Consider the following 12,963-nt stretch of genomic DNA (forward strand, 5'->3'; position numbering starts at 1 on the left):
GGTGTGCATGACCGATGTCGTCATTCATCGCGTGACCGGGCTCGACTTCAAGGTCGAGCCCTGGGACTGGCCGTTTGCACGTGAACGGCATGCCGACATCGCGGCGCATTTCAAGGAAAGGCAGCGCGCGATACCGGCGCTATTCAATGGTCGCGTGCTGCTCGGACGTGATCCCGTGTTCGCCGCCGGGCAGTTGCGCGCGAGCTATTTCGAAACCGACTTCGCCAATCTGCTCGCCTGGCGCGATTGGGGTTTTCCGGATCGCTCCGTCTTCAACGGCTTCGGCATGGGTGCGCTGCGCACGGCCGACGGCGCCTTCGTGCTCGGCGTGATGGGCGGGCAGACCGCCAATGCCGGCAGGATCTATTTCCCGGCCGGCACGCCCGATCCGGAGGATGTCAACGACGGCAGCCTCGACATCGCAGCGAATGTTGCGCGCGAGGTCGAAGAGGAGACGGGGCTGTCGCCGTCGGACTACCAGGCCGGCGCGCATTGGGATTGTGTGGTCACCGGCGCCTCGATCGCGATGATGCGCCTGCTCGACGTCGGAAGCGAGGGGGAGGCGCTGCAACGCCGCATCGAGGCCAATCTCGCCACGCAGGTCGAGCCGGAACTTTCCGCGATCCTGCTGGTTCGCTCGAGGGACGATCTGACGGCGACGATGCCGCGCTTCGTCACCGCCTTTCTCGAAGCGCAATTCGAAGACAGCGAAGCCTTATCCCCATGAACAAGCCGCGCTTGCTGGCCGCTGAGCTCGACCCGTTCGTTTCGCCGTTCCGTGTCGACGGCGCCGAGCGGTTTCACCTGAAGTCGCACAAGACCAAGGCCAAGGGCGGCCTCGACAAGGAGCAAGGCGAGGCGATCATCGAGCAAAACCGCAAGCGGCTCGCCGATTTCCAGGAGAAGCTCTACGCACAGGACCGCTGGTCGCTGCTGGTGATCTTTCAGGGCATGGATGCCTCCGGCAAGGACAGCGCGATCAAGAGCATCTTCGAAGGCGTCAACCCGCAGGGCTGCGAGGTGACGTCGTTCAAGCAGCCGACGTCCAAGGAGCTGGATCACGACTTCATGTGGCGCAGCTTCCTCGCGCTGCCCGAGCGCGGTCGCATCGGCATCTTCAACCGCTCCTATTACGAGGAGTGCCTGGTGACGCGGGTGCATCCCGAATTGCTCAAGGCGGAGAAGCTGCCGCCGAAGCTGATCACCAAGAACATCTGGCGTGAGCGTTTCGAGGACATTTCCGCCTTCGAGCGCTACCTGACCCGCAACGGCACGATCATTCTCAAATTCTTCCTGAATATTTCGAAGGAGGAACAGCGCCAGCGTTTCCTCGACCGGCTGGAGGAGCCGGCGAAGAACTGGAAGTTCTCGATGAACGACGTCACCGAGCGGGCGCGCTGGCAACGCTACCAGGCCGTCTACCAGGAAATATTGCGGCACACGTCGACGCCCTTTGCGCCCTGGTATGTGGTCCCGGCGGACCACAAATGGTTTGCGCGCGTCGTCATCGGCTCGGCCATCGTGGCGACGCTGGAGAGCCTCGATCTGCATTTTCCGCGCACCGATCCGGCCTCGCTCAAGGAATTCAAGGCGGTGCGCAAGGCGCTGGAAGCCGAGGGCAAGGGGCGGAAGAAGTAGCGATAATCCGATCTTTGGGTTCGTTATTGCGAGAGGAGCGTAGGATGGGCAAAAGGCGTTGGCGCCGTGCCCACCGGACCTCTGACCGTGAATCGGTGGCTACGCCGCGTTTGCCCACCATTGACTGAGTGAGGTCGGTCAGCGCTGCGCCGTCCGATACAGCGCCCTCTCCCCTTGCGGGAGAGGGCATCTCCGGACCATCCACGCACTCGATCGGGTGAGGGGTTTCTCTCCGCGAACTACGCTCCTTGAGGTATACCCCTCACCCCACCGAGCTTGCCGCGATTTCCTATATGCCCTCTCCCACAAAGGGAGAGGGCGCATTCATGTGCGCCGCGCCTCATCTTCCGATATTCAAGCGCCGCGGCAAGACTTCTAAAGGAAGGCTACGACATCGCAAGCTTACGCGGCGCCGCGCTGCTCCTCGCCGCCAGCAACTTTCGCCATCAGGAACTGGCGCTCGAAATCGGCGGCCGGCATCGGTTTGCCGAAGAAGTAGCCCTGTCCGTGCTCGCAGCCAAGCCGCAGCAGCAGGTCGGCGGTTGCCTGGTTCTCGATGCCTTCGGCGATCACCATGAGCCCCAATTGACGGCTGAGGCTCACGGTCGAGCCGACGATCGCCGCATCGTCGGCATCGGTCAGGAGATCGAACACGAAGGAGCGATCGATCTTCAGACCGTCGAGGCGGAACTTCTTCAAATAGCTGAGGCTGGCGTAGCCGGTGCCGAAATCGTCGAACACGATGCTGACGCCGAGCGCCTCGATGCGCTTGAAAATGTCGAGCGCCCGGGCCTCGTCGTGCAGCAGGATGTCCTCCGTCACCTCGAGTTCGAGCAGCGCCGGCGAGAGTCCGGTGTCCTGGAGCAGGCTGCCGACCTGGGCGGCAAGATCGCCGGAATGCAATTGCGATGGCGACAGGTTGACGCCGATTCGGACCGGAGTGCCGGCGAGCTCCCATGTTCGGGCCTGGCGGCAGGCCGACTGCAGCACCCAGCTTGCGACGGTCTCGGACAGGGCCGATGTGTTGACCACGGGAATGAAGGCGGCGGGCGGAACCAGGCCACGCACCGGATGGCGCCAGCGGATCAATGCTTCCGCGCCGATCGCGCGGCCGTCGAGCAGGTTGACCTGCGGCTGATAGAACAGCTCGAACTCGTTGCGTTCGATCGCAAGTGCAAGCTCCGCCTCCAGGGTCAGGCGCGCCTCGAGCTCGCTGCGGATTGTCTCCTCGAAGATCACATGGCGGCCGCGGCGGATCGCCTTGGCCCGGCAGAACGCCAGATGACCGTTGCTCAGGAGCTCGTCTGCGGTCCGTCCGCCCTCCGGGTGGACCGCGACGCCGATGCTCACTTTGACATGATGCTGGCGCGGGCCCGCCTGCAGGGGAACGTCGAACAGCCGAGCGACGTGCTCGGCGAGCTCCGTGACGGTGTCTCCGACGGCAACGTAGGGCACCGCGACGGCGAACTCATCGCCGCTCAAGCGAGCGACCAATCCCTGGCAGCCGAACTCCGCGGTCAGCCGATCGGCCACCGCCTTGAGCACGAGGTCGCCATAGCTCTGTCCGAGCATGTCGTTGATCTGCTGGAAGCCGTCGAGGCCGATCACCAGCAGCGCCATGTCGCGAGACAGCGCGTCCTCGGCGCTCAGCAGCGCGGTGAGCCGCGCCTGAAGCGTGTTGCGGTTGAACAGCCCGGTGAGCGCGTCGTGCTCGGCGAGATAGCGGATGCGCTCGGCCTCCCGATTGCGGAGCGAAACGTCGCGTAGGATCGCGCCATATTGCAATCCGTCGGCGCCCTGCCAGGCAGAGACGCTCGCTTCGACCCGAAACACCTCGCCGTCGTTGCGGCGACCATCGAATTCGATCACCGATCCGCCTGGCGCGAGCTTCGCCACCCATGCGGCGTCTCGAATCGCGAACAGCGCCTCAGCATCATCAGGGTCGACGCAGAGCGTCCGGAACGGTTGGCCGATGATCTGGTCCGCCTGGTAGCCGAAGATCGCCGCGGCACCCGGATTCCACAACGTGATCAGTCCGTTTGCATCGGTGCAGACCAGCCCGTCGCTGAGCGACATCGCGATGCGCTGGAAACGGTTCTCAGCGACGCGGCGGAGCAGGCCACGGAAATCGATTTCGTCGAGCGCGATCGTTGCCAGATAGGCAAGGATGGCGAGCTGCAGCAGCGAGCTGTCGAGGACCACGGCATAGCGTGCATGCAGCCATAGCGCCGCAGCCTCGACCAGGGCACTCGTCGCCACCAGCAACAGCACGCGCCAGAAGGCGCCGAGCCGGCGCCAGGACATGATCATCATCATGAGGATGATGACGACGCCCGCGAGCGTCACGGCGTTCGAGGTCATCTGCAGGGTGCGTCCCTGCAGCATCGATTCCGCGGCGAGCGCCTGTAGTAAAGGTCCGGAGACGATCTTTCCGTTCGGCACGCTGAAGCGGTCGCCGAGCTCCAGCGCGGTGCCGCCGACGATCACCTTCTTGCCCTTGAGCTGCGCCAGCTTTGCCGGGTCGCCGTTCATGACATCGACATAGGAGATCGTCGGCACCGATGCGGGATCGATGCCGAAATCAATCAGGAACGACGCGTCGCTGGCGAAGCTTCGACCGGTCAGGGCCGCGGCCATCGACGGCACCAGGCCGCCCGCAAGCTGTTCGCCGAACGCATACTGCCTGACCCTGCCGTCGGGACAGACGGTGACGTTGACCAGCACCGGCCAGGCATTGGCTTCGAATTGCGGCAAGGGGCGGTTGACATGGACGGCACCTGGGGCGCCGGCCGCGGCCGGTTGCCTGAACGCCGGCAACAGCACCGATCCGCCGGCCTGCTGCAGTGCTTCGCCGAAAGCCTGGTCGGACGGCGGGTCGGACGGCGCGCTGAAATCGACATCGAACGCGACCTGCTCGGCGCCCGCGCGCGTCAGTTGCTGCAGCAATTCGGCATGCAGGCCCCGCGGCCACGGCCAGACGCCGATCTGCTCGATCGAGTGCGCGTCGATGGCAACGATGGCGATTTCGCCGCTGGCCTGCCGCTTGTCCCATGTGAGCCTGAGGTCGCTGAGCCCATTGCGCAGCACCTCATGCCAGCCGGAGACGCCGACTGTCAGAAGCGCAATCAGCACCAGAACGTGCGGCCGCAAATGCTTCAGCATCCCCCTTAAGTCCCCATTCGTGCGTGCACCTTGCGCGCGCACCGTGTCTCAGCCTCTCGCCGGCCTCAGCTAGTTCTTGGTGTGCCCATACGCATGGCCGTTGCCGTTGCCACCGGCATTGCTGTTTTCGCTATTGCCGTTGCCGCCGGCATTGCCGTTTCCGTTATTGCCATTGCCGCCGGAATTGCCGTTGCCGTTGCCGTTGCCGTTGTTGGCGAGCGCATTGCCGTTCGAGCTGTTGCCGTTGCTGCCGGCCGATCCGCTGGACGAGCCGACTGCCGCCGTCACGGCTGCCGCAACCGAAGCGTCTCCGGTCGCATTGCTGGTGTTGCTGCTGGCGTTGGTGCTGCTGCTGTTGTTCGCGCTGCTTACGCCTGCGTTGGTATCGCTCCAGACCGTATGACTGTGCGATCCGCTGCGGATGCCCGGCGTGGCTCCGCCATGTGCAAGCCCATGGGTCGCCTGATGCACATTGAGCTTCACTTCGCCGAGTGGCGCCGAGATCCGCACCACATTCGGCCTGGCAAGGTTGGCGGCGGTGCCGGGCTGGGTGCCCGAGGACACCGCGGCGGATTTCATCGACCCGCCGACCGACTGGAGCGCGTGGATCACGCTGCTGTTGGTGCCGCGCGGCGCCTGCAGGCCTCCCTTGGGGACCGGAACGCGATCGATAGAGGAGGCGCGTGGGCGGCCCTGCTCGATCGGGCTGAAGCTTCCGGAGCCGCTGAGACTCAGTCCTGCCTTGCCATGGGCGAACGCGGTTGCAGCCTGGCCGGCCATCACTTGCGCGATCTGGCCCGACTTGAAATCTGCGACTTCGACCTGGCCGCGGCTGACCTCGACCTTGGTGCTGCTAGCCTCGATGGTGACGCTGAACTGGGTGCCCTTCACGACCGCAGCGAGATAGGGCGTCTCGACCTCGAAATGTTGGACATTGCGCTTCTCGACATCGAGCAGGATCGAGCCGGCGCGCTGCAGGATGGTCGTCGCCATGCCGTCCTTGGCTTCGGTGGGTAGGCCAACGACCGAGTTCGGCGCGATCAGGATGGTTTCGGCGCCGCGCGTCAGCAGGGCGCGGCCGCTGCTGCCGGTGCGAATGGTGTCGCCGGGGTTCAGCACGTTGTCGCTGCCGAGCGAGACCTGGGCCGCGCCTGGCGTGATGACCCACACCTCACCAGAGAATTTGCTCACCGACCAGGGCTCGCCATCAGCCGCGCAGGCGGCTTGAGCCGCGGCGACAATGAATGCGGCGGTCAGGACTCGTTTCAGACTGCCAGTGCCCAGCATGGTGGCCTCTCGCGATAGTTGCCGAGGCTGCAAACTAGCGGAAATGTTTCAAGAGACCCTTAGGACAAAGCCTAATCTTTCCCTGACGGCTTAACCCTTCGTTGACCATAAAAAATTAATAAAAATCATGCGGTCCTCATGCGTCCCGGCATTAACGAGATTTGCTGTCTCAAGCGATGCAGGCGCTTGGCTGACCATCGGGCTTGGCCGGAACCGCACGCGCGCAATCGTCGTGGCAGCGCCCGTCGTGGCAGCGCTTCTGGCGGCCGCAAGTGCCGTGCCTGCGCAGGCAGACCCGGCCAGCCCGCCGGCGTTCGATCCGCGGCAGACCGAGAAGTTCTTCGACGATCTGCAGTCGCGACCGGCTCCCGCCCCGGTTCGACCTCGTCTGTCGCAGGCACCCCAGCCGGAGCTGCGCGGCCACGGCAGGCCGCTGTTCGTACTGCGTGGCGTTGCTCTGAGCGGCGCGAGCACGCTTGCACGGGACCAACTGGCGACGGCCTATCAGCCCTACCTCGGCAAGCCGGTGTCGCAGGACGATCTGGCAGCGATTGCGGCCGGGATCACCGAGCAGTACCGCGCGGCCGGCTTCCATCTCAGCCGCGCCATCGTGCCGCCGCAGGATATCAGCGACGGCCGGGTCCGGCTGCAGGTGATCGAAGGCAGCATCACCGAAGTGACACTGAAAGGTCCGGGCGCCGAGGAGTTCGGTGTGCGGCCGATGCTCGATGCGGTGCTGGCCGAGCAGCCGTCACGTCTTGCGACGCTTGAACGCCAGCTGCTGCTGATCAACAGCCGCGGCGGCGTACGCATCGCTGACTCCTCGCTGGAGGAGATCGGCGGCGCCACCGGGCACTTTCGCCTGGTGCTCGAGCTGACCACCTGGCACGTCTACGGCTTTACAGGCCTGGACAATCTCGGCTCGTCGACGGTCGGCCCCTGGCAGAGCTATGCGACGGCCGCGTTCAACTCCTATCTGCTGCCGGGCGATACGCTGGCCGTGAACCTGTCGACCACGCCGGGCGATCCGCGCCAGCTCAGTTTCGGACGGCTGTCGTATGACGCGCCGGTCGGCACCGACGGCGCGCGGATCGGCGCCGCCGCGCTCTACAGCGAAGTGCGGCCTGGCGACATCCGCCGGCTCTTCAACGACAATACCGTAACCGAGACCTACGAGCTGCACGGCAGCGTCGCGCCGATCCAGTCGCAGCAATCATCGCTGGTGCTGACCGCGGCGATGGCCTTCAGCGAGGTGTCCGAGCGCGACGTGTTCGGGAAGATCTATCAGGATCATATCCGCTTTCTCACGCTGACCTCGGACTATCGCTGGGGTGATCGGTTCGGCGGCGACAGCTATCTGACCGTATCCTACCGTCAGGGCCTCGACATTCTCAACGCCACGCCCTTCAACGATCCGCTGGCGTCGCGCGCGGGCGCCTCGCCGAGCTTCTCGATCGTCAATGCCTGGTTCACGCGCTACCAGACCTTGTCGGAGGCCTGGTCGATCAAGATCGCCGGCGCCGGACAGGTCGCCTCGGGGCCGCTCTACAATTCCCAGCAGTTCTATCTCGGCGGCTTCGCCTTCGGCCGCGGCTATCGCAGCGCGGAGATCAGCGGCGACAATGGCCTCGCCGGCACCTTCGAGCTGCGCTTCGACCAGAAGCTGAACTGGGCCTATCTCCTCGGCTATCAGCTCTACAGTTTCGCTGATGCCGGCCTGGTCTGGAATGACGGCTTCCGCCCGTCCGATGGCGTCGCACTGACCTCGGTCGGCGCCGGCATCCGCTTCACGTTCCCGAACGAATGGCGCGCCGATCTCGGCGTCGCCTTCCCGCTGTCCTATCGCGCCCCCGACAACGACACCCGCAACGCCCGCTTCCTGCTGTCACTCTCCAGCGCGGTGAAGCTCTGCCCGCAGCGCGGCCAGGGGCCGTGTCTCTAAGCTGACGCTAGACCGTGCCCGGCTGGTGCGAGTGGAACAGCCGGCCCTTTTCCGTGACCAGCACGATCGCGAGCGCCGCGGAGCTGCAGACCAGGAAGCCGGTCGCGAACGGAATCGGCGTGCCATCGAAGGCCTGGCCGACCACGGCGCCGGCGCCCATGCCGAGCAGGGTGGTGATCGAGCCGTAGAGCGAGGAGGCGGTGCCCGCGTTGGACCGTTGCGGCTCCATTGCCAGCGCCGTGAAGTTCGCGAACATCAGGCCGGACGCGAACATCATCCCGGCGGACAGGAGGATGAACAGCCACAGCGGCAGCATGTCCAGGCGGGCCGCCGCAAAGGTGACGATGGCGGTTCCGACGCTGCCGATGAGCGCGCTGTGCGAGATCATGCGCATGCCGAGCCGACCGACCAGCCGGGCATTGAGAAAGGCGGAGACGGCGATCGACCCCGCGATGGCGGCGAAGGCGAGCGGAAAATAGCGGCCGAGGTGATAGACGCCGGTGAACAGCTGCTGCGATGAGAACACATAGCCGAGCAGCGCGCCGAAGGTGCCGCTGGCGGCGAGCGCATAGCCGAGCGTCTGCCTGTTGGTCAGGGTCTTGCGGAAGGCGTCCAGAATTTCGCCGACGGCGAACGGCTTGCGCTCGGAAGCGGGAAGGGTTTCCGGCAGCCGCGTCATGGTCCAGACCAGCGCCACCAGGCCGTACACGGTCAGCACCACGAAGATGCCGCGCCATTGCGCGAACACCAGGACTGCCTGGCCGAACGACGGCGCCACCACGGGGACTGCGATGAACACCATCATCGCCAGCGAGACGACGCTGGCCATCCGGCGCCCGGCGTAGCAGTCGCGCACGATCGAGGTCGCGATCACGCGCGTGGCCGCGGTGCCGAGACCCTCCAGGACGCGCGCGAGCAGCAGCGTCTCGAACGAGGGGGCGGCGATGGCGAGCACACTGGCGCAGGAATACAGCACCATGCCGCCGAGCAACACCGGGCGGCGGCCGAAACTGTCGGACAAGGGACCGATGGCGAACTGACCGATGCCGAACCCGATCATGAAGGCCGAGAGCACCAGCTGCAGCCGGTTGGCGACATCGATATGGAAGGCCGAGCCGATATTCGGCAGCGCCGGCAGCATCATGTCCATGGCCAGCGGGTTCAGCGACATGATGGTCGCGATCACGATGACGAATTCGGCGAACCCCATCGGCCGGTGGCGGACGATTGCGATGGTGTCGGCATTGGTGTCAGCCAAGTCGAGAGCCTTCCATATTCGATGCTTAGGATGCGAACGATTCTGATTGGCTTTGTTGCGGTGCACAACCCACGTTTCGGAATGGCAGCCCAACGGCATCAACCCATTGGCGCCATTGTGAGCAGGACGGGTTGCGCAAGCAAATTGCGTTCCCGCAGCCGCGGTGATACCGCCCGCGTGATCGAGGCTCGGGTTGCAGGGATGAAGATTTACAAGATTGTCGTCTATGTCCCGGAGGCGCAAGGCGACGCGGTCCGCGCGGCGATGGGCGCGGCCGGGGCGGGGCGGATCGGCAATTACGATTACTGTTCGTTTACCGTGAAGGGCACCGGCCGGTTCCGGCCGCTTGCCGGAGCCAACCCGACGATCGGAGCTGTGGGACGCCTGGAAGCGGTCGAGGAAGAGCGCATCGAGACCGTCTGCGCCGAGGATCGCCTGCGCGATGCCTTGCAGGCGATCCGGGCCGCGCATCCTTACGAGGAGCCTGCGATCGACGTCTACCCGATCGAAGTGATCGATTAGTTTGACTGCGTCATGGCCACCGTCATTCCGGGGCAGCCCGTCAGGGCCGAACCTGGACTCTCGAGATGCTCAGGCGCGCATCATCACGGCAGGCTTTCGTTGCAGGCTGCTCTTGCTTGAGAGGCCTCGACCCGTGCCGCTTGCAATTTGATCGTGACCCTCAGCCCCGACCGATCCCGGCCGACGATATTCTCGATTTCGATCACACCTCCTGCCTGATCAATGGCGCGCCTGGCGATCGAAAGACCGAGCCCGGAGCCCTCGCCGCTCGGCTGGCTGCCGCGGAAGAAGGGCTCAAATATGCGGTCGATGTCGGCCGGCGGGATGCCAGGCCCGCTGTCCTCAATCTGTACGACCGCCATGGCACCCTCTCGGGTGACGCCAAGATCAACCGTGCCACCATCGGGCGAAAACTTGATCGCATTTTCAACAACGTTCCGGATCGCCGAGGTCAGAGCAAAACTGTTGCCGTCTACCTCGACTTCGTCAGCGACCGCGAAACCAAGCTCGACATCCTTGGCGGCAGCATCTTCCCACAGATCGGCGACGACGCCTTTCGCAACTCTGTCAAGAAACACGCGTTCAGTCTTGTCAGACAGGCCTGACTGCTGACGTGCAAGTACGAGGAGTTGCTCAAGCAGCTGCCTGGTCCGCCGCATACCGCGTTTCAAAGCATTGACTCGTTCGCGCGCGGCGGCAGACATGTCGACGGAATCGAGATTTTCGGCTTGCAGGCTCAACGCTGTAATTGGGGTCCGCAACTCATGAGCGGCATCGGCGATGAAGTGCCGTTGTTGATCCACCATCGCGTAGACCCTCGCCAGCAATCCGTTGATCGAGGCCAGAAACGGTTGTAGCTCGCTCGGCGCGCCCTCGGTCGCGAGCAGCCTCATATCGTCGGCTCTGCGCCCATCAAGCTCGTCGGCCAGGCGCACCATAGGACCGAGCGAGCGTGCAATCACAATCGCTATCACCAGCATCAGACATGGCACGAGCGCTGCAATCGGCAACAAGGTGCGGAGCGCCATATTGCCCGCGAGCTCGGTACGGATTTCGCCGCTCTGAGTGACTGCGAGGCGGCTTCCGTCCGGCCGGGTACGCAGCAGAACGCGGACCGCCTGGCCCTGATAGCGATCGTTGTGCAACCCATCTTGCAAAGCCCAAAGCCGGCGCATGTCCGAGGGACCGCGCGGCACGTTGCCGAGCTCGACGACCGCAATTTCTGAATCGACGTCGACGCCGTTGACGGCCTGATTTTCCTTGAAAGGAGCACCGAGCGCAAATGCACCGACCTGGATCAGGACGGAGTCCTGGATCTCGATAGCCTCGTCGTAGGCCCACAGATAAGCGAAGGTCGCACCGATAGCGCCCGTCAAAATGACGATCGACGTCAATCCGATAAAAAGGTGGGCGCGCAGCGACCGGGTCATGCGCGGTCCACCATCCAGCCGACGCCACGGACATTCCTGATCGCAAGCGCACCGAGTTTTTTGCGAATGGTGTGGATCAGAAACTCTACGGCATTGCTCTCGACCTCCTCGTTCCAACCATAGATGTGCCCTTCAAGATCGGCGCGCGAGAGGATGGCGCCAGGCCGCAGCAGCAGGGCCTGAAGTAGGGCAAATTCTCGCGCGCTGAGAATGGCTCTCTCGCCGACAAAGCTGGCTTCACGGGTGGCGGGATCGAGCTGAAGCCTTCCATTGCCCAGGATTGGCGACGCGCCGCTTCCTTCCCGGCGGATGACCGCCCGCATGCGGGCGAGCAGCTCTTGGATTTCGAACGGCTTGATCAGGTAGTCATCGGCGCCAAGATCGAGACCACGGACGCGATCATCAAGCGCGTCACGCGCCGTCAGGATGATGACGGGTAGCTTGATGTTGGCGACGCGAATAGTCTTGAGCACATCGAGGCCGTCGACAGCCGGCAGGCCAAGATCGAGCAGTACGAGGTGATAGCTTTCACTGCGGGTCGCCTCGATGGCAAGGCCGCCGTCGCGGACCCAATCGACCGCATAGGCAGCATCCTTGAGCGCCTCGACCACGGCGGCGCCAATCATCTTATCGTCTTCGGCTAACAGAACTCGCATGGCGGCGATTTTCGAAATCCACACGGCGATGATACCACCCGACCTCGTACGGCATCGTCAGCCAAGAGCCAAGTCCGAAGCCAAGTCCGAAGCCAAGTCCGAGAGGGAGGCCAAGGGCAGTATGACTGATCCAACTTAGGAACGAATTAGGATGCCTGACGTCGCCAGAACCGGCCGCTAAGCCGGGGCTAAGTCCATGCGCGCAGGTTGACTCCGGATTTCGGCGGGTTCCTCGATCCGCCCCGAAAAGGAGTTTCGCGACGTGCCACAGCAGCTGCGCCTCACGTATGAGATGCTGAACAAGGTCCCGGAAGTAACTTTCATCTTCTGGGTGATCAAAATCATGTCGACGACGGTCGGCGAAACGGGCGCGGACTATCTCGCTGTTCATGTGGGGCTGGGCGTCGCGGCAACCCATCTCGTGATGGCCACGCTGTTCTTTCTGGCGCTGAGCTTGCAATTGAGGGCGCGGCGCTACATGCCCTGGATCTATTGGGTCACGGTGGTGCTGGTCAGCATCGTTGGTACAGAGATCACGGACTTCCTGACCGATAAGTTGGAAATCAGTCTTTACGTCAGCACGTCGGCATTCGCGGTCGTGCTGGCCGCCATTTTCGTCGCCTGGTACGCGGCGGAGCGGACCCTCTCGATCCATACGATCATCACGAAGCGGCGTGAGCTGTTCTACTGGGCGGCGATCCTCTTCACCTTCGCACTCGGCACAGCCGCCGGCGACCTTGCCACGGAAGCCCTTGGTCTCGGCTTTGATGTCGGCGTCATTGCCTTTGGTTCGCTGATCGCAGTGATCGGAGCCGCCTATGCGCTCAACGGCAACGCCGTGCTGACTTTCTGGCTGGCCTACATCCTGACGCGCCCGCTCGGCGCTTCGCTGGGCGATCTGCTGTCTCAGGCGCGTGACTATGGCGGGCTTGGCCTTGGAACGATCTACACCAGCCTCGCCTTTCTCACCGTCATTGTCGCGCTGGTCGCCTGGCTGACTTTCGAGGGGGACCGGAGCCGCAAAGCTGAAGCCCTTACGAGCGACTGAAGGTGCGCCCCGCCTGCCTT

General features: G+C 64.1%; 10 protein-coding genes. 5 read left to right on the forward strand and 5 right to left on the reverse strand.

Going from position 1 to position 12,963, the window contains the following annotated elements; translation table 11 throughout:
• The first annotated feature begins 7 nt into the window (after window positions 1–7).
• On the forward strand, window positions 8–727 hold the full coding sequence (locus ACQR1W_RS23005; RefSeq protein ID WP_434852919.1) for an NUDIX hydrolase: 720 nt from the start codon (window positions 8–10) through the stop codon (window positions 725–727).
• Entirely contained in the window at window positions 724–1,638 is a 915-nt protein-coding gene (locus ACQR1W_RS23010) for a polyphosphate kinase 2 family protein (RefSeq protein ID WP_434852920.1), read from the forward strand. Before ACQR1W_RS23005 ends, ACQR1W_RS23010 begins: the two co-directional genes overlap by 4 nt.
• Before the next feature lie 402 nt (window positions 1,639–2,040).
• Here ACQR1W_RS23010 and ACQR1W_RS23015 read toward each other — a convergent pair whose 3' ends face one another.
• Window positions 2,041–4,800, reverse strand: coding sequence for an EAL domain-containing protein (locus ACQR1W_RS23015; protein ID WP_434852921.1), 2,760 nt, complete (start codon window positions 4,798–4,800; stop codon window positions 2,041–2,043).
• A gap of 69 nt (window positions 4,801–4,869) precedes the next feature.
• The gene (locus ACQR1W_RS23020; RefSeq protein ID WP_434852922.1) at window positions 4,870–6,087 is read right to left on the reverse strand and encodes a FecR domain-containing protein; all 1,218 of its coding nucleotides are present in this window, start codon (window positions 6,085–6,087) and stop codon (window positions 4,870–4,872) included.
• A gap of 127 nt (window positions 6,088–6,214) precedes the next feature.
• Here ACQR1W_RS23020 and ACQR1W_RS23025 point away from each other — a divergent pair, with 127 nt between their 5' ends.
• A complete protein-coding gene (locus ACQR1W_RS23025) occupies window positions 6,215–8,029 on the forward strand; it encodes a ShlB/FhaC/HecB family hemolysin secretion/activation protein (RefSeq protein ID WP_434852923.1) in 1,815 nt (604 codons plus the stop codon).
• 7 nt (window positions 8,030–8,036) lie between these two features.
• Here ACQR1W_RS23025 and ACQR1W_RS23030 read toward each other — a convergent pair whose 3' ends face one another.
• Entirely contained in the window at window positions 8,037–9,287 is a 1,251-nt protein-coding gene (locus tag ACQR1W_RS23030) for a multidrug effflux MFS transporter (protein WP_434852924.1), read from the reverse strand.
• A 201-nt stretch (window positions 9,288–9,488) separates the two neighbouring features.
• On the opposite strand from ACQR1W_RS23030, the gene ACQR1W_RS23035 reads away from it, so the two are divergent.
• Window positions 9,489–9,809 (forward strand): hypothetical protein, encoded by a 321-nt coding sequence (locus tag ACQR1W_RS23035; RefSeq protein WP_434852989.1) that lies wholly within the window; start codon window positions 9,489–9,491, stop codon window positions 9,807–9,809.
• Window positions 9,810–9,892: 83 nt separating this feature from the next.
• On the opposite strand, the gene ACQR1W_RS23040 is transcribed toward ACQR1W_RS23035, so the two are convergent.
• Together ACQR1W_RS23040 and ACQR1W_RS23045 are read right to left on the reverse strand one after the other, a co-directional pair.
• Window positions 9,893–11,239, reverse strand: a complete 1,347-nt coding sequence (locus tag ACQR1W_RS23040) for a sensor histidine kinase (RefSeq protein ID WP_434852925.1) — start codon at window positions 11,237–11,239, stop codon at window positions 9,893–9,895.
• Window positions 11,236–11,895, reverse strand: coding sequence for a response regulator (locus ACQR1W_RS23045; RefSeq protein WP_434852926.1), 660 nt, complete (start codon window positions 11,893–11,895; stop codon window positions 11,236–11,238). The genes ACQR1W_RS23040 and ACQR1W_RS23045 overlap by 4 nt, the downstream gene beginning before the upstream one ends.
• A 292-nt stretch (window positions 11,896–12,187) precedes the next feature.
• Here ACQR1W_RS23045 and ACQR1W_RS23050 point away from each other — a divergent pair, with 292 nt between their 5' ends.
• Window positions 12,188–12,943 carry a COG4705 family protein gene (locus ACQR1W_RS23050; RefSeq protein ID WP_434852990.1) on the forward strand — a complete coding sequence of 252 codons (756 nt, stop codon included), beginning with the start codon at window positions 12,188–12,190 and terminating at the stop codon, window positions 12,941–12,943.
• Window positions 12,944–12,963 lie beyond the last annotated feature (20 nt).

It is taken from the genome of Bradyrhizobium sp. HKCCYLS1011 (genome assembly GCF_051167795.1).
Lineage (GTDB): Bacteria > Pseudomonadota > Alphaproteobacteria > Rhizobiales > Xanthobacteraceae > Bradyrhizobium.